Genomic DNA, 18,216 nt, shown 5'->3' with positions numbered 1-18,216 from the left:
TACAGGAGGGGAATTTGTAGTATGGCCTTCAGGCCATGAGCACCGAACAACAACCGCGGGATTAAAGCCACCGCCTACACGAATCACCGAATAAAATGCATCACCGCTTTTTTGTAGCATGGCCTTTAGGCCATGGATGCTGATGCTAGCGTTGTAAGGAATAAATCCCCCACCTACAGGGTGCAATTAATCTGTAGCATGGCCTTTAGGCCATGGATGATGTTGCCAGTGTTGTAGGGGATAAATCCCCCACCTACAGGAGGGGAATTTGTAGCATGGCCTTTAGGCCATGAGCACCGAACAACAACCGCGGGGCTAAAGCCACCGCCTACACGAATCACCGAATAAAATGCATCACCGCTTTTTTGTAGCATGGCCTTTAGGCCATGGATGCTGATGCTAGCGTTGTAAGGAATAAATCTCCCACCTACAGGGTGCAATTAATCTGTAGCATGGCCTTTAGGCCATGGATGATGTTGCTAGCATTGTAGGGGATAAATCCCCCACCTACAGGGTTTGATTAATCTGTAGCATGGCCCTTAGGCCATGAATGCTGTTGCTAGCGTTGCAGGGGATAAATCCCCCACCTACAGGGTGCAATTAATCTGTAGCATGGCCTTTAGGCCATGAAAAATATCAAAAAAGCGCAGGATAAACCTCCCCGCTAGATTTGCGGAGGATTTTGTGGATTGTTTTGTTCAACAACTACAGCTGTGACAGTTGATTCTTGCTCAAATTCGGTTTTCCAGCGCTGCTGCGAAACATGACTTTTTATCAGCTCGATACATTCATTTACCACGGCTAATACCTCATCATCTAACGCTTCATCTTCACTTGAAAATCGACCAATCCCATGCTTTACAAAATCGTCGATTTTTTCTGGGGTCATGTCTTTGAGCAGATTAACGATTGATTGGGTGACAATGTCTGTCACCGCGGACTCTAAGGTGCGCTCAATGGTTGAACCTAACACTGGAACCAGTTTTAAGGTTGAAATATGCGGATTGCCTCTAACTGCTTTACCTACACTTTTGTTCACATGTTGTCTTACGGACTGGCCATGTTCGTTATGTTCAATAGACTCACCAATATGACTCAATACTGATGCTGTCCATCTGGATATCACCGGCAGTCGAGATGCGATTACATTTTGAGTAATATCTTCTACTAGGGGAGAACCTGCAGCGATATCTTTTTGCGCATCCGATAATACTTTGACAACAATGCGATCAGACAGCTCTTCTACAAAAACTTCATAATAAAATGCGATAAAGCGAAACAAAGCTGTGCGCCTAAGGTCAATAATTTCATATTTATGCAGGCGATGAAGAATTGAAAATATCCGTAAAAAACGGAATATTCGAGCAGCACCAAGTGGGATACAGCCAACCAAATCGTAAAAGTGAATAAATGGGAAAAAATACCATCTCAAGTAGGTCTTTTTTACCACTGCAACTATCCAGCGTAAGCAAAATTCACTAAGGAATACCGCGACAAAGGCTAAATCTATCAACAGGAAGTTATTGTGCACAGGGGCATAGCCAGTGACTAAGGATTCCGATACATAAGCTAATGATTGTTTGACGATTTCGGTGCTGTATAAGGAGTCAAAAATAATCCAGATAAGATTAATGAATAATAATCCTAGCATAAATAAATCGAGCAAAAGCCAAGGACCCTCATGGCTTTTGCTTAGATTTTTGCGATTAAACCCCAGCATCGATCATTCCTTTACCTTAGTTAACTTTGACTTGTTAGGTACGAGTAACGTCAACATAGACTTTTATCTTCTGTCCAGGCTGCAAATATTTACGCAGTTTATCTTGATTCCAACGTTTTAAATCCACCAGATTCACTTTAAATTTATTCGCAATTCGAGCTAATGAATCACCTTTTTTAACGGTGTAGGTTAACGTGCGCATTACCGCATCTTTACGTTGAGATTCAGACGCTTGTTTAACCCAAATAACCAAGTTTTTACCTGGCATTAAGGGATCGGTGGGAGCCATACCGTTCCATTTGGCCAAACTACGCATGTCGACCTTATATTCGCGGCTTAAATCCCAAAAGGTATCACCACTTTTTACTTTGTGATTTAAAGAGTAACTTCCGCGAGGTTTAGATTGAGTAGTTGCCAGCCGCTGCTCTTGTGAAAGGGAATATGAATCCAGAGATTTTAGTGAAACCGGCACCAAAATATAATCTCCGACCCGGATCAGGTTGCCTTGCATATCATTCACACCTTGGATCACGCCAACGGTGGTATGATATTGTTTGGCTAATTTTAATAAACTGTCACCACTTTTGATTTTATGCCGAACCCAGTTAAGACGTTCATTTTCTTCTATTTTATTTAGCGCAATCTCAAAATTGTCAACGCTTTCAACAGGCAATAATAATCTGTGAGGGCCATCAGGATCCGTTGCCCAACGATTGAAGCCAGCATTCAGGGAATGAAGTTCTTTGAGGGTTAATCCCGCAAGGTCTGCCGCTAACGCAAGATCGATTTGTGACTCCACGTCTACCACTTCAACAAAAGGTTTATTTGGAATGGCTGTCCACGCAATATTGTCATCATCTGCATCTTTTAAAATGCTGCTAAGAGCTAATAATTTAGGCACATATGCTCGGGTTTCGCGAGGTAAATCTAACGACCAGAAGTCAGTAGGTTTTCCGGCTTTTTTATTCCGTCTAATCGCACTTCTGACTCTACCTTCACCTGAATTGTATGCTGCCAACGCATGTAGCCAGTCGCCATCAAACATATTATTTAAGTAGGTCAGATAGGCAATTGCGCCCTCAGTTGATGCAACTACATCGCGTCTTCCGTCATACCACCAAGTTTGTTTCATGCCAAAACGTTTTCCAGTACCTGGAATAAACTGCCACATGCCTGCAGCTCGTCCGTGGGAATAGGCAAAAGGATCAAATGCGCTTTCTACTATGGGCAAAAAAGCTAACTCAAGGGGAAGTTGGTTCTTTTCAATTTGCTCAACAATGTAGTGCATGAAAGGCTTGGCTCGAGTTGCGACTCGCTGCATATATTCAGGGTGCTTCAGATACCAATTTTTTTGTGCCTTTAAACGATCATTATCTGGGATCGGGAAAGTTAACTGTTGTTTAATTCTAAGCCAAAGGTTTTCAGGGCTCTGAGTTGACTCGTTGATATCAGCAATTTCATCATCAGGTAATTCAACGTAATTGTCTGGCTCAACTGTAATTTCTACTATTTCTGTAGGGTGAGTAACAGGAATAGTGCCCTGAGATGCGGAGGTGCAATCAAAAAGCTCATCAGCTAAAGCGTGTTTCTGTTCACAGCTGTTATTGATTTGTTCGGCAATCAGTTGTTCTTGATGAGTTTCGCTTTGGGCATGGGAGTCCGCCATATATGTTTGGCAACCCGTTAATACCATTAGCAACGAAAAAGAGGTGATTTTCATTGCGGTGTTGAAAAAACCTGTTTGACCCTTATCATTGGCTCCACTAAAAATTGTCTTTCCACTGCCTGATTGCAGCGAAAACGTCTGTTTCGTTGGATAACTTCTTGCCAACAAATTGTTCTGCATTATGTTTTATTTCATCCTGTTGCGCACGTAAAAACGGATTTATCGCTTTTTGTTGTTCGATATTTGAAGGCAGAGTAGGTAGCCCCTGACTTCTTTGATGTTTTGCCCAATCTGAATAGGCGTGTAGAGCTTGGTTTTCAGGTTCTACATTTAGCGCAAAATTCACATTAGCTAAAGTATATTCGTGGGTACAATAGACCTTAGTTTGTGCTGGGAGTTTCATTAATTTCTCTAAAGATTCATGCATTTGTTGTGGAGTGCCTTCGAAAAGTCTGCCGCAACCCGCTGAAAATAAGGTATCTCCACAAAACAGCATATTTTGACCATAAAACGCGATATGGTCCAAGGTGTGCCCTGGTACCTCTAAAACCGCCAATTCAAGATCCAAGGAATCGAGCACTACTGAATCGCCTTCCTTCAATCTTTTGGTCAAGCCTTGAATATTACCATAGTCTGGTCCCAACACGGGAATCTCTGGTGCGTGTTTTAAAAGGGCCAAAATGCCACCGGTATGATCATTGTGATGGTGGGTCACCAATATCCCTTTTAGGGTTAAATTTGTCGATTGAATATAATCTAAAACTGGTGATGCATCTCCAGGATCAACCACCCAGCAATTCACGCCATTGTGTACACACCAAATATAATTATCTGTGAACGCCGGGATAGGAAATACCGATAGGATTGACTGAGTTTGTTTTGTTTGAGACATAATTACCTTGCTTGTGTCACTTCGCTAGTGTTGTACTATATGTAGTTGTTGGTAGCTGCGCAATTGTTTGGACAATATGAAGCCTGCTTTAATCTCTAAAAAACCGATTTATCCCACTTCCTGGCAAGCTTTGCCTGTTGGGGAGCCCATGAAAGAACATGTGGAAACCAGCTTAGAAGCATGTAGCAGGCGTTTTTTTGGCTATCATTTAGTTAAGGTGGGCTGTTTGAGCAGCCAAATCGATTTATCAGAATGTGCAATCAAACATATTGTTAATGTGGTGAATCGAAAATGCGTAGAGCAACATCAACCTATAAAAGGTAACCAAGTTATCGCAGATAGCCATGAGCTGCCTTTTAGCGAAAACAGCGTCGACGCTTTTTTGCTAGCCCATGAACTGGACTTTTCCAGAGATCCCCATCAAATTTTAAGAGAAATTGATCGAACATTAATTCCCAATGGCCACGTGGTGATAGTGGGCTTCAATCCATTTAGTTTGGCTGGAATTTTGCGTTATCTTCCGTTTAAATCAAATAAGATTTTACGGGAAGCTCGCTTTTTTAGCAGTATGCGAATAAATGACTGGCTGCATTTGCTTGGTTTTGAAACCATTGAGCAACATCAGCTGGTATTTTCGAGTTTGATGTTTAAGCGTAAATCACGGCTTTTTTCAGGAATAGAATCGTTCTGTCGTAAATATTTGCCAATATTTTCGAGTATTTACGTGATAGTCGCCAAAAAGCGTGTGATTCCACTTTCCTTAATTAAACCAAAATGGAAACCCTCACCAAAGTTCTCAACGGTAGGTGCTAGCGTTCGCACCTCAATGCAAAAAAATAGTCGTTAACTGCAATAGGTGAAGTACTGTTGTTAAGTCTGTTTTAGGCAAATAAAAAGGCGTTCATAATATGAACGCCTAATAGTGGATCAGTTATAAGGTTAGTGAAGCTATTATTTAACTTTCATACCAGGTTGTGCTCCTTCATGGGGTTCCATGATCCACAGATCTTTTCCACCCGGTCCAGCCGCTAAAACCATTCCCTCTGACAAACCAAAACGCATTTTGCGGGGGGCTAAATTTGCCACCATTACGGTTAACTTACCTTCAAGGTCTTCTGGTTGATAGGCTGATTTAATGCCGGCAAACACCTGTTTAGTTTCTCCGCCTAGATCCAATTGCAGACGCAGTAATTTATCTGCACCTTCAACGTGTTCAGCTTTGGCTATTTTAGCTATACGTAGGTCGACTTTTGCAAAGTCATCAAAGCTAATCGTTTCACCAATTGGATCTTTGCTAAGTGGGCCATCGGTGGCCGATTCCGCCGCGGGAGCTGCGACCTTCTTAGGCTCAAGGTTTTCTTTTGAGTCTTCTATAATCGCGTTAACCTTGTCCATATCAACACGTTGCATCAAGGCTTTAAACTTGTTTATTTTATGTTTACCCAAGTCACGTTGCGCACTGTCCCAATCAAGTTCATCGTTTAGGAAGGCTTCAGCTTGCTCAGCCAGTTTTGGTAATACAGGTTTAAGATAAACAACCAATATACGGAACAAGTTGATTCCCAATGAACAAACATCGTGAGTATATTGCTCTTTACCTTCTTCTTTGATGGTCACCCAAGGAGCTTGCGCATCAATGAATTGATTGGCTTTATCTGCCAAAGCCATGATTTCACGGATAGCTCTGTTGTATTGGCGCTTTTCATACATGTTGGCAATGTCATCAGAGGCTTGTTTAAATTGTGCAAGCAATTCAGGCTCAATGACGTTATCCGATAATGTAGCGTCAAAACGTTTGGTGATGAATCCGGCGCAACGACTGGCAATATTCACTACTTTACCGACTAAGTCAGAATTTACTTTCTGCGCAAAATCTTCCAAATTTAAATCGATATCAGTGACGCCGTCACTTAATTTAGAGGCGTAGTAATAACGTAAATACTCTGGATTCAAATGATCTAAATAGGTGCGTCCTTTAATAAAGGTACCCGTGGATTTAGACATTTTTGCGCCATTTACCGTGACAAAACCGTGGACGTTAACACCCGTTGGTTTGCGTAGACCTGCACCTTCAAGCATGGCGGGCCAGAACAAACAATGGAAATATGTAATGTCTTTGCCGATGAAATGATATAGCTCAGCATCTGAGTCTGCATTCCAGAAACTATCAAAATCAATATCATGTTGATTACAATAATTTTTGAAGCTCGCCATGTAACCTACTGGAGCATCAACCCAAACATAGAAAAACTTGTTCGGTGCGCCAGGTATCTCAAAACCGAAATAAGGCGCGTCTCGACTGATATCCCACTGTTGCAATCCTTCGTCAAACCACTCTTTGAGTTTATTGGCGATTTCTTCTTGCAGCGCACCACTGACGAGCCACTCTTTGAGCATATCTTCAAATTTTGGCAAATCGAAAAAATAATGTTCTGAATCTTTCAAGATAGGAGTTGCACCGGATACTACAGAGCGCGGATTGATAACTTCCGTGGGGCTGTAGGTCGCACTGCATACGTCGCAGCTATCGCCATTTTGATTTTCGGCTTTACACGAAGGGCAAGTACCTTTGATGAAACGATCTGGCAAGAACATTTTCTTTTCCGGATCATACAATTGGCTGATAGTACGTTTGCTGATGTAGCCGGCAGAATTCAAGCGATTATAGATTTCTTCACATAATTCTTTGTTTTCTTCAGAGTGGGTCACATAGTAATTATCGTATTCGATATGAAAATCAAGCAGATCTTGGTGATGTTCTGCTCGAGTTTGCGCGACCATTTGTTCAGGGGTAATCCCTAACTCCTGAGCTTTTAACATTACCGGCGTACCGTGTGCATCATCCGCACAAACACTGTAGCATTGGTTGCCTCGCATTCGTTGATAACGTGTCCATATATCAGTTTGAATGTGTTCCAGTAAATGGCCTAGATGGATAGAACCATTGGCATAAGGTAAGGCACTGGTGACGAGTATTTTACGTGGCTGATTTGGCATGTTTGATTACGAGTCTTGATTAGTTGAAAAAAGGACGCAAATGGTAACGAAAATGCAGCGTTATTGCATTAGTAAAACAGCATAAAATCACATAAATTGCATCAAAAGGAGTCACCTTTGTCGAATACCCTGTTTAATCAACCCCAGATAACGCAAATTTGTCAGCTTATTGGCCAAATGTTGAGCTTGTCTGAATCGCAAATAACGGATTGTTTGTCTCAGCAAGGACAAAAATTGCAATTTTGTTTCCCATTTGCCTGTGAACAGGATTTTTCACTCATTATCGGCGCTATCGACGAACTTGGGTTAGATTCCAATCACGTGCGATTAAGCTGCGATATTGCGGCCAAAAAAACCAAAGTCAAACGCCTACAAAAGATTAAAAATATTATTGCAGTGGCCTCTGGTAAAGGTGGCGTTGGTAAGTCTACAACGGCAGTGAACCTGGCCTTTGCGTTACAAGCGCAAGGTGCAACGGTTGGCATATTAGATGCCGATATTTATGGTCCATCTGTGCCGATTATGTTGGGTAATCCTGAGCAAAGACCGCAAAGCGAAGATAATAAACATATGATCCCAATCAACTGTAACGGGGTGGTGGCCAATTCGATTGGTTATCTAGTGCCCAGTGATGATGCGACTGTTTGGCGTGGTCCTATGGCAAGTAAAGCGTTACAGCAAATCCTTAACGAAACCCTATGGCCTGAACTGGATTATTTGATTGTTGATATGCCTCCAGGCACCGGCGATATTCAGTTGACTATGGCGCAAATGGTGCCTTTAACTGCTGCAATAGTGGTTACGACACCACAGGACATAGCCTTGGCTGACGCCAAAAAAGGTATCGCGATGTTTAACAAAGTGAGTATTCCTGTTTTAGGTATTATTGAGAATATGAGCTATTACCAATGCCGTAAATGCGGCAATAAAGAGTTTGTGTTCGCCAGTGGTGGCGGGCAAAAATTAGCTGAACAGCAAAGCTTGGAATTACTTGGTCAGTTACCATTAGATATTCAAATCCGAGAGCATGCTGACAACGGTTTACCGTTAATACTTGAACAACCTAATGGTGATTTGGCACAGGCGTATTTGCATGCCGCTAAAAAAATGTCACAACAATTAGCCTACAGCCAAATTTTAAAAAGTGATGATTCAATCCCAATTGTTGAAAAACATTGAACAACCGCACCTAGGCGATCATAATGTGCGCGAATTGAGCTTTAAATTAAAAGCCGCGGATCAAGCGGTACACTTACAGAGAAAATTTCATGCGGTTATGTGATAAAGATATTTTTCAATACATAAAAGAAGGCAAAATTTCGATTTCTCCTGAACCTGATTATTCTGAAATCAGTGGTGTAACCGTGGATATCCGATTAGGTAATAAATTTCGGGTTTTTGAAGATCACACAGCACCTTTTATTGATCTCAGTGGTCCTAAAGCTGAAGTTCAAGAAGCCATGAACACAGTTATGAGCGATGAAATTATTGTCCCTGATGATAAGTCCTTTTTCCTGCACCCGGGTGAATTGGCATTAGCGGTGACGTATGAATCTGTGACGCTACCGGCCAATATTGTTGGCTGGTTAGATGGACGTTCTTCCCTTGCACGCTTGGGATTGATGGTTCACGTTACCGCACATCGCATAGATCCGGGCTGGTCAGGCAATATCGTATTGGAGTTTTTCAATAGCGGTAAACTACCATTGGCGTTAAAACCAAAAATGAAAATTGGTGCCATCAGTTTTGAAGTGTTGTCTGATTTTGCAGAAAAACCCTACAGCAGTAGAGCTGATGCGAAATATCGTAATCAAGATGGAGCTATTGCTAGTCGCATTAGTGCAGACGACAAGTCTTAGAGGTTGGGGTTACTAAACTCAGTAGAGTGGATTTTCAGTCGTCGTTCTGAGTTGGCTAGGCGTTAACCCCGTCCAACGTTTGACTGAACGCCGGAAATTAGGAATATCACTAAACTGCATCAAGTGAGCCGTTTCTTCGTTACTGAGTTGTTGAACTTGGAGTAGGTAGATTGCTTCTTGTTTGCCTACTTCATCATGAATTTGCTGAAAGGTGTAACCATGCTGTTTGAGCTTGCGTTTAAACGTTGCAGGACTCATACAAAATTTCTCGGCTGCTTTTTGTAAGCCACAATCAGAATGTTTTGATATTGTGGTACGCACCGCTTCTATAAATCCTTTGCTTGGCATCGAAACCATCTTGCACTGACGCAAAGCATGGCGTTTTAAGCTATCGCTGCGATTTATACACAAGCTCGCCAGCCATTTTTTATCGAAGCTAATACTCATCGCGGGTTGAGAAAAGTTCAGTCTATGGCCTAAATGAACCTCGTACTCTTGAATATATTTAGGCCGTGGAAATGGAAAGTTAAACTGAAATGGGATGCGCTGACCGAGAATTAATTTAACGGCTGAAACCAGTGCCGTGCAATACAGCTCTGCGATAAATTGAAAGCGCTCTCCACATCCAATCGCATCGGTAATCAATACGTAGTGACGTTGCTGCGAAGCATAGTGTTTAGTGTCTAAAAAAGGGCAAATCTGACTTCTAAGTACGGCCAACACAGTGAATGCATCAGCTAAATTACGACTGTGCATCAATGCATTGGAAATCGCCCCATAATTGCCCGGAAACATACGTTTGCCTAATAAAAAACCACAATCGTGTCCTGGAGTTAATGATTGCGCATTGCCCATAAGTTGCAGCAATTGTAGCGCACTGAGCTTTCTATCTGACACTAAATCTTGATTAAATATGCCTGTGCCACGCAACAGCTTGTGTTTATTAACGTCTCTGGAACGACTGAAGTCCAAAATGCTAGCTGCCAATTGGTGGGCAGGTATAACTTTATCATCAACATAAAAAAAGCGGTTTTCATCCATGTGCCTGTCCACCCTGATTCAGCCCGCTTTGTTTCGGTGTACTCCTTTGATCTTGCTTGAACCTTTCCAACCGTTGGTTAAGGCGCCGCAGTAGGCTTTCTGTCACGTCGCCTAAAATTGCCGACTCTGCAACAAAACTGAGTTGGTGGTAAACTGACTCCCCTGACTGACATGGCTTAAACGCGATACTCGCTATGGCTTTTTTGATTTGGCCGGCTATTTTTTCTGCACTCTGCAAATTAGTGTTAGGCAACAATAATATAAATCGGTCACCTGCATAGCGACAGGCTAGGTCAGTAGCACGCAAGTTCATTAAGATTAAATCTGCTAGCTCACGCAGAAGTTGATCACCTTGAATATGGCCAAATTGGCGATTAAATACATCGAAGTTGTCGATATCTAGCATCACAACTGAAAACTCAGGATTGTGATTGTTTTGCAATTGTGAGTCGATTTGCGTGCGCATATAGTCTGCGCTATACAGCGCTGTAATGAAATCCACTTGGTGATGTTGACGTAACGCTGATTCGCGTTTTTGCAATTGTTTATTGAGGACTAACTGTTCTTTATGCCATTGGAATAACGCGTAACTCATAATAAACATGCCAATTCCAGCTGGAACCGATTCCACCATACTTAATATGCTTGCGGCATTGTGATAGGACATAAACTCGTCTATTAAGTCCAAGTTGGCAGAAAATAGAAAACAGCTCAGTCCTAATACCAATGCCGAAGTGACTCTACCTGGCGGGCGACTGACTAACAGGAAAAAAATCCATAACAAGGAAAGCAGCGCGACACTGCCTTCGCCAATAATATCTAGCCATGAAATATCGGCAATGGGTTTGGCTTGCCCTAAACCAATGCTCAAGGTTAACGAAAGTGTCAATGATGCACATGTGACAGAGAACAATCGTTGATGGCGGGCTAGTAAAGAAAAGTTCATGGTAATACTCGGTTGATGCTGTTGGTTTTTATGCTGACATAGTTTTAAACCAGCATAGGGGTCATATTGGCTCAGTAAAATGACAAATTAATGAAGGTGGTTAGCTTTGTTTTAAGTTAATTTCAAAACAGACCGTTTAAAACCTGAGGTCGCTGGGAGGTCAAATAAGCTCATGGAGCTTAAAAGTGCTAGGTAAATTGGTGGTTTTAGCAAGCAACCGCAGAAACTATTTGGTTGCCTGTCATAAAAATGTCATTGCTGCTCATTAGGTTGTCGCGCCAACACATTTAAACCTTAGTTTGCAACCAGAGAACTTACAATGAAAATGATAAAAACCACTTTAGCCTTGGCGTGCTTCGTGGCACTTTCCTGTCAATCTGCTTTAGCTGATGAAGGCGGAATTCAAGGTTTACTCACTGACAAAAGCCAGACTAGCTATATTCAAGGGGCTGAAGTCAATATCAAAGAATTGGGACAAAGCACCGTTTCCAAGCGAGACGGAAGTTTTCGTTTCGCAAATTTGCCTGAAGGTAACTACACCTTAGTTGTGAAATACCTAGGTACTCCAACAATTGAAGTGCCAGTGATTATCAGTGGTGGAAAAATTCTTCAGCAAGATATTAGCTTGGCTGCGCCAGCTAAAGAGTTAGAAAACGTGATTGTCTATGGACAGCGAGCAGGGCAGGCAAGCGCGATCAATTTGCAGCGCGTCGCTGACAGCATTAAGTCGATTGTATCGGCAGATGCGATTGGCCAATTCCCAGACCAGAACGCCGCTGAAGCATTGCAACGTTTACCAGGTTTATCCATTGAACGTGATCAAGGGGAGGGACGTTTTGTCGGTATTCGAGGTATTGATCCCAATCTTAATAATGTGACCATCAATGGTGTCAATGTGCCTTCTCCTGAAGGTGGTGTGCGCTCTGTTGCGTTGGATGTGATCCCCTCTGAGCTTATTCAAGGATTAGAGGTGTCAAAATCAGTTACCTCTGATATGGATGCAGACGCTATCGGTGGGTCAATTGAAGTGAAAAGCTTAAGCGCTTTTGACCGCCAAGGCACGAGCGCCAGTATTAATGTACAGGCCAGTCAAAACCAGTTGCGAGACGAAACAAGTCCAAAAATATCAGGCAGTGTGACCAATGTATTTGATGACGTATTTGGTGTTGCTGCGGCACTGTCATATGCAAAGCGTGATTTTGGCTCTGACAACATTGAATCCAACGGTGATGATGAGATAGAACAACGTTACTACAGCATTTCAAGGGAGCGCATCGGTGCTGCTGTCAACTTGGATTTCCGTCCTGATTTCAACAATCGTTACTATTTACGCACTCTTTATAGCCGTTTCGCTGATGACGAATACCGGATGGCGAATACCTTTACGTTCGATGGAGAAGACTCCGAGATAGAACGAGGGAGCAAAGACCGTGAAGAAACCCAAACGATTTTATCTATTTCAGCCGGTGCAGAACATCATTTAGATGATTGGTTGGTTGAATATCAACTGGGTTATTCAAAAGCAGATGAGGATGATCCGCAAGCGTTGTATTACACCTTCGTGGGTGAAAATATGGCAATCGATTCGGATATGCAAGGACAGATCCCGCAAATAACTCAAGATGCTGCGGCGATGGATTTGGCTAATTATGAGCTAGATGAAGTGAGTTTGGAAAAGAGCCTGGCTGAAGACACTGAAACTATGCTCAAAGCGGATTTCACCCGCATGTTTGACTTGCAAGAGGGGTCATTTGAATTGAAGTTTGGCGCAAAATATCGTGCTCGTGAAAAAACCACAGAAGCTGATATTTTCATCTATGACGGTGATTTTGATGGCATAGATCCCACTATGTTCGCAGCCGCGCAGCCTGATTGGGGATTAGGCAGTTTTGGACCAGGTTTAGACCGTGCAGGGCTACGTAACTACTTCAACCAAAATGGTGCGGGCTTCGAATTAGCGGAACTTGATTCAGAAGTTGAGTCCAATGGGGCGTCATATGTGAGTAACGAAGATATTTTTGCGGCTTATATTATGGGTCGTTATGAATGGCAAAAATTGACCCTAGTGGCTGGGGTCAGATACGAGGATACGGATTTCAATACATCAGGTATGCGCGTAGAGTTAATCGAAAATGAGCAAACTGACGTTGAAGAAGTCGTTAATACACCTTGGAATAGTGAAAGAAGTTACGATCATCTTTTGCCAAGTTTGAATATGCGTTATGAATTCACCGAAAAACTAATTGCTCGAGCGGCTTTTACACAAACCATTTCTCGGCCTAAATTTGAAGATGCAGCTGCGTACCAAATCATTGAATCTAAAACAGAAGAAGATGAAGGCGTGTTCATTACTGAGCGTGAAGCTGAAGTTGGTAATCCAGAACTTAATCCGTTTGAATCGGATAACTTTGATTTAACCTTAGAGTATTACCCTGGTGATATTGGGGTGCTGTCAGCAGGGTATTTTTATAAAAATATCGATAATTTTGTGATCGTTGCCGACGTTGCTGATTTACCTGAATGGGATGGGTTTGACGAAGTCATGCAACCCATTAATGGTGAGTCTGCTAAGGTCAGCGGTGTCGAACTTTCTTGGGTAAAAGCCTTCGATAATGGCCTCTTGCTATCCGCCAATGGGACGTTCTCAAGCTCCGAAGCAATAACCTTATTAGACGGTGAACGCTTTGAAACATCATTGCCTAATCAGTCTGACAAAATTGGTAATTTCACCGTAGGTTATGAAAGCAACTTGGTTAGTTTGCGTTTAACCATGACATACAAAAGTGAAAACTTAGAAGAAATTGACGGTGATCTGATTCGCATGGAAGACAATCATCAGCAATTAGACTTCACTAGTAAGTACTTTATTGAGCAAAATATGTATCTGTATTTTAACGCGATAAATATTACTGACGAAGGTTTCTACAACTATTTTGACCAACGCAGTGTTAATGCACAATACGAAGAGTACGGTCGTACCTTTGAACTTGGATTTAGTTGGATGTTATAGCCTTAAGGTAGCGAACATTTGTTAAATGTTCGCTACTGAGCTTTTATACCGTCGTATCACGACCTAAGTTAAACGAGCCTTAGTATTTTGTGCTGGTTTATCTCATCTCGTAGTTTGGAATAACAATGTTTATTAGATATGTAATATTAGTCGTTTTAAGTGTCACCTCGATTGCGGCCTTCAGTAAGCAGGTTCACGATCAAAACTTTTATAAGAAACACCATGTGCAAGCCTTAGCAACGCCAAAAGATAGCTTTAGCTTTTTGGTGTTAGGTGATTGGGGCCGCAATGGGCATTATCAGCAGCAACCTGTGGCTGATATGATGGATGTGGTCATGCAGCAAATCGACGGCGAATTTATTGCCACCACCGGTGATAACTTTTACTCAAATGGTGTGGCTTCGGTTGATGATCCATATTGGCAAACCTCATTTGAACAGATATACCATGGACCTAATTTATTTGAAGATTGGTATCCTACGTTAGGCAATCATGATTACCGTGGAAATTGGCAAGCGCAAATTGATTACTCAAAACGCAGTCGACGTTGGGAGTTTCCATCTGCGTATTATGCTAAAACCTTTAAGGTAGGTAAAAACACTGAAATGTTAGTGTTATTTATTGATACCAATCCACTTAATCCGGAATACAAAAATCGCGCTAAATATGCCGAAACACAAAAACCAGATGGTGCAAAACAATTACGTTGGATTGAACAACAATTAGCTAACTCAACAGCCAAATGGAATATTGTGATTGGTCATCATCCTCTATATTCCAGCGGTAAACGATTTGGCAAAACAGAAGGGATTCAGCAGGTTTTAGAACCTATATTTGAAAAATATAAAGTAGATGCTTATTTCGCTGGTCACGAACATGATTTACAACATAATCGCCCAGCGGGAAAACTGGTTGAACATTTTGTATCTGGCGCGGGTTCTGAACTGCGCCCGGTTCAACAGCGAGTGTTCACACAGTACGCAAAAAGCGAAGCCGGATTTTTAACTGTTTCGGTTGGAGACAGTAACATGCTAATTCAATTCATCAGTGCCGCTGGCGAGCGTCTCTATCACTACAGCATGGATAAGGAATAAAGATGAAATCAATTTACCTGTGGATTGCCGCGTGTTGCATTCTAAGTGCCTGTCAAACGACGTCACAATCAAGTGCCTCGATAAATCAGATTACCCCTTTATTTAGCGATTCAGTTAATAATCTTGCGGGTAAATCTGCGCTGCCCATTATGCATGATGAAAAGCGATATTGGTTATTGACCAGTGAGACTAAAGGCATTCTATTACTTGATGACCAAGGTCAGTTGCTTAGTACTTTTTCCGGTAACATGGAAATGCTTGACTGGCGTGACAATATCCAGATAGACAATAAAGAATACGGATTAATTACCACTACAGATAATAACTTGCAACAAATCCTAGTGTTAGGTTTGGACTGGCAAACTCAGCAACTATCATTGATGTCTAGGTTATCGCAACCCGAAGGACAAGTAGAAGCTCTTTGCTGGTATCAAATGCCGCAAGGGCATTTGTCAGTTTTCATAGCTGATGCCAAAGGAGTAGTGGAACAACGAATAGTGGTTGATGCCAAAAATCAAACCTTGGTTGATGTGCCTGTCCATGAATTTATCGGCACGCTACAAACCAAAAGTTGTGCAGCTGATGACGAAGCCGGTATTGTATATTTGGCTGAAGAGAATATTGGTCTTTGGCGCTACCCAGCAGATCCTGAAGCTGAATTGGTTCGTGAACTTGTGATTGCGGTGAGTCCTTTTGGGCCAATGGAAGGGGAAGTAAGCCATGTTGATGTATTAGATAATGGCGATGTTTTGGTTAGCGCTCCGGATCAACAAGGAGTCTGGCATGTCGAGGCTGGGAATAACGCAAATGCTCATTTTATTCCGTTAACCGGTGCCGATAAGCCAGAAACAAGCAATGGTGTATTGCAATCATCGAACTTGGTATTAGGGATTTTTGATGATCAAAGTTCAGCGTATTCTCGAGCACAACTGAATATCTCAACTACAAACAGAGAAATCCAAGCATCTGAATTTGGCAGCGTTACTCCATTTGCACAAACAGAACCTATGCAGGTATTTGGTGATGCCGCTGATGATCCGGCAATTTGGATAAACTCCGCCGCGCCAGAACAAAGTCGCATACTAGGTACCAATAAAAAGCAGGGCATGATGTTATATGACTTGCAAGGTAATTTACTCCAGGAACTCAATGTAGGCAGAGTGAATAATGTGGATATTCGGTATGGTTTTAAATTAGGTAACCGAACTTTCGATTTAGCCGCGGCCAGTAATCGCACCACTAACAGCATTAGCTTGTTTGCATTGCAACAAGATAGCGGTGAAATGTCATTTTTGTCTGATATTAAAACGGATTTAGCGGATGTTTATGGCCTGTGTATGTATCAGCAAGAAGACCAATACCATGTTTTTATAAATGACACCGATGGACGTTTTCAGCAGTATTTATTAAAGCCAAACAACGATGAGGTTGGAGCCAAATTAATCAGGGAATTTCGAGTACCAAGTCAACCTGAAGGCTGTGTTGCCGATGATACTAATCAGCAACTCTACTATGGTGAAGAATCCACTGGGGTTTGGCAGATTAGCGCACGTCCAACTAAAGCAGGAGCTAGGTTAATCGCTACCACCTCTAGTAACTTTGTTGCTGATGTTGAGGGAATGGGCATTTACAACATGGGTGGGAAACGTTATTTAGTCGCATCTAGTCAAGGAAACAACAGCTTCGGCGTATTTGCACTGGATCAGAATAATCGTTATTTAGGCAGTTTTCGGATTGATATGGATTTAACTGCTGGAATAGACGGTGTCTCTGAAACTGACGGTTTAGAAATTACATCATTAAGCTTAGGAGCGAATTTACCCGACGGGTTATTGGTCGTGCAGGATGGTCGAAATAGACTGCCCAATGCTCCACAGAATTTTAAGCTGGTGGACGGAGTGTTAATTAAGCAGCTTATAAAGCAGTGGCTAAAGAACTAATGACTTAGTCTTTTGCAAAATATTAAGATCAAAGACCCCGTTTTCGAACGGGGTTTTTTGAACGTTTTTTAAACACCACTTACAAATAGCTCTCATTCCAGCAACAAAAATCCAAAAAAAACGCTCAAACACCTACCAGTTGGCCACTCAAACGATATTTGCCGTTGCAAAGTGTCGAAAAATAAGTAAACTGCGCAGCTCGGTCGGTGTGTAGCGCAGCTTGGTAGCGCACTGTCATGGGGTGTCAGGGGTCGGAGGTTCAAATCCTCTCACACCGACCAATTAATCTGCTCCCCTTATCCTGCTTGACTCTCAGGCATTTTCCATCTAAAAATATCCTTACTTTATTGAACTGAAAGACACCGTTGGGTCACCTTTTGGGTCACCTTTTAGTTCAAAATCATTCCAAATACTATGTTACCGAGTTTAGCCCCCGCGTTTGGTGTTCGGTGTCCATGGCCTAAAGACCATGCTACAAAAAAGCGGTGATGCATTTTATTTGGTCATTCGTGTAGGCGGTGGCTTTAGTCCCGCGGTTGTTGTTCGGTGTCCATGGTCTAAAGGCCATGCTACAGGTGGCGGTTTAGATACCTTCTATGGCCTAAAGGCCATGCTACAAAAAAGCGGTGATGCATTTTATTCGGTCATTCGTGTAGGCGGTGGCTTTAGTCCCGCGGTTGTTGTTCGGTGTCCATGGCCTAAAGGCCATGCTACAGGTGGCGGTTAGATACCTTCTATGGCCTAAAGGCCATGCTACAAAAAAGCGGTGATGCATTTTATTTGGTCATTCTTGTAGGTGGTGGCTTTAGCCCCGCGTTTGTTGTTCGGTGTCCATGGCCTAAAGACCATGCTACAGGTGGCGGTTTAGATACCTTCTATGGCCTAAAGGCCATGCTACAAAAAAGCGGTGATGCATTTTATTCGGTCATTCTTGTAGGTGGAGGCTTTAGCCCCGCGGTTTTTATTGTCTTTTAAATGCTATAAAAAGTGTTTTTATAAATTTTTGTTGTTTGCTGTTCGGCACCTCTATATTACTAAAATCAATTACCAA

General features: G+C 42.2%; 14 protein-coding genes and 1 tRNA gene. 9 read left to right on the top strand and 6 right to left on the bottom strand.

Features of this window, described 5'->3' with window-relative positions; all coding sequences use genetic code 11:
* Nucleotides 1–664: 664 nt before the first annotated feature.
* From KO530_RS03645 to gloB, 3 genes are read right to left on the bottom strand one after another with little or no spacing between them, the layout of a single operon-like run.
* Entirely contained in the window at nt 665–1,720 is a 1,056-nt protein-coding gene (locus KO530_RS03645; protein WP_216047037.1) for an ion transporter, read from the bottom strand.
* 34 nt (nt 1,721–1,754) lie between these two features.
* Nucleotides 1,755–3,440, bottom strand: a complete 1,686-nt coding sequence (locus KO530_RS03640; protein WP_216047046.1) for a LysM peptidoglycan-binding domain-containing protein — start codon at nt 3,438–3,440, stop codon at nt 1,755–1,757.
* A 43-nt stretch (nt 3,441–3,483) separates the two neighbouring features.
* Nucleotides 3,484–4,278, bottom strand: coding sequence for a hydroxyacylglutathione hydrolase (gene gloB, locus KO530_RS03635; RefSeq protein WP_216047036.1), 795 nt, complete (start codon nt 4,276–4,278; stop codon nt 3,484–3,486).
* A gap of 76 nt (nt 4,279–4,354) precedes the next feature.
* Here gloB and KO530_RS03630 point away from each other — a divergent pair, with 76 nt between their 5' ends.
* Complete coding sequence (locus KO530_RS03630; RefSeq protein ID WP_216047035.1) at nt 4,355–5,125, top strand: class I SAM-dependent methyltransferase; 771 nt, start codon at nt 4,355–4,357, stop codon at nt 5,123–5,125.
* Nucleotides 5,126–5,229: 104 nt separating this feature from the next.
* Here the strand turns inward: KO530_RS03630 and metG are convergent, their stop codons facing one another.
* Nucleotides 5,230–7,275: a methionine--tRNA ligase gene (gene metG / locus KO530_RS03625; protein WP_216047034.1), complete on the bottom strand. Its 2,046-nt coding sequence runs from the start codon at nt 7,273–7,275 to the stop codon at nt 5,230–5,232.
* A 117-nt stretch (nt 7,276–7,392) separates the two neighbouring features.
* Here metG and apbC point away from each other — a divergent pair, with 117 nt between their 5' ends.
* Both apbC and dcd read left to right on the top strand, forming a co-directional pair.
* Nucleotides 7,393–8,454 (top strand): iron-sulfur cluster carrier protein ApbC, encoded by a 1,062-nt coding sequence (gene apbC / locus KO530_RS03620; protein ID WP_252728809.1) that lies wholly within the window; start codon nt 7,393–7,395, stop codon nt 8,452–8,454.
* 89 nt (nt 8,455–8,543) lie between these two features.
* The gene (dcd, locus tag KO530_RS03615; protein ID WP_216047033.1) at nt 8,544–9,134 is read left to right on the top strand and encodes a dCTP deaminase; all 591 of its coding nucleotides are present in this window, start codon (nt 8,544–8,546) and stop codon (nt 9,132–9,134) included.
* An 18-nt stretch (nt 9,135–9,152) separates the two neighbouring features.
* Here the strand turns inward: dcd and KO530_RS03610 are convergent, their stop codons facing one another.
* Nucleotides 9,153–10,175 (bottom strand): AraC family transcriptional regulator, encoded by a 1,023-nt coding sequence (locus KO530_RS03610; RefSeq protein ID WP_216047032.1) that lies wholly within the window; start codon nt 10,173–10,175, stop codon nt 9,153–9,155.
* A complete protein-coding gene (locus KO530_RS03605) occupies nt 10,168–11,121 on the bottom strand; it encodes a GGDEF domain-containing protein (protein WP_216047031.1) in 954 nt (317 codons plus the stop codon). Before KO530_RS03605 ends, KO530_RS03610 begins: the two co-directional genes overlap by 8 nt.
* Before the next feature lie 319 nt (nt 11,122–11,440).
* Here KO530_RS03605 and KO530_RS03600 point away from each other — a divergent pair, with 319 nt between their 5' ends.
* The 6 genes from KO530_RS03600 (at nt 11,441) to KO530_RS03575 (ending at nt 18,140) form a co-directional block, all read left to right on the top strand.
* Nucleotides 11,441–14,131 carry a TonB-dependent receptor gene (locus KO530_RS03600; protein ID WP_216047030.1) on the top strand — a complete coding sequence of 897 codons (2,691 nt, stop codon included), beginning with the start codon at nt 11,441–11,443 and terminating at the stop codon, nt 14,129–14,131.
* A gap of 125 nt (nt 14,132–14,256) precedes the next feature.
* Nucleotides 14,257–15,225 (top strand): purple acid phosphatase family protein, encoded by a 969-nt coding sequence (locus KO530_RS03595; protein ID WP_216047029.1) that lies wholly within the window; start codon nt 14,257–14,259, stop codon nt 15,223–15,225.
* Nucleotides 15,226–15,227: 2 nt separating this feature from the next.
* Nucleotides 15,228–17,165, top strand: coding sequence for a phytase (locus KO530_RS03590; protein WP_216047028.1), 1,938 nt, complete (start codon nt 15,228–15,230; stop codon nt 17,163–17,165).
* A 204-nt stretch (nt 17,166–17,369) separates the two neighbouring features.
* Nucleotides 17,370–17,446: transfer RNA gene (locus KO530_RS03585), tRNA-Pro, on the top strand.
* A 188-nt stretch (nt 17,447–17,634) separates the two neighbouring features.
* Nucleotides 17,635–17,892 (top strand): hypothetical protein, encoded by a 258-nt coding sequence (locus KO530_RS03580; protein ID WP_216047027.1) that lies wholly within the window; start codon nt 17,635–17,637, stop codon nt 17,890–17,892.
* Between the two features lie 23 nt (nt 17,893–17,915).
* Nucleotides 17,916–18,140 (top strand): hypothetical protein, encoded by a 225-nt coding sequence (locus KO530_RS03575; RefSeq protein WP_216047026.1) that lies wholly within the window; start codon nt 17,916–17,918, stop codon nt 18,138–18,140.
* Nucleotides 18,141–18,216 lie beyond the last annotated feature (76 nt).

It is taken from the genome of Aliiglaciecola lipolytica (assembly GCF_018860635.1).
In the GTDB taxonomy this organism is placed as follows: domain Bacteria; phylum Pseudomonadota; class Gammaproteobacteria; order Enterobacterales; family Alteromonadaceae; genus Aliiglaciecola; species Aliiglaciecola lipolytica_A.
This window is presented reverse-complemented; position numbering and strand designations above follow the sequence as displayed.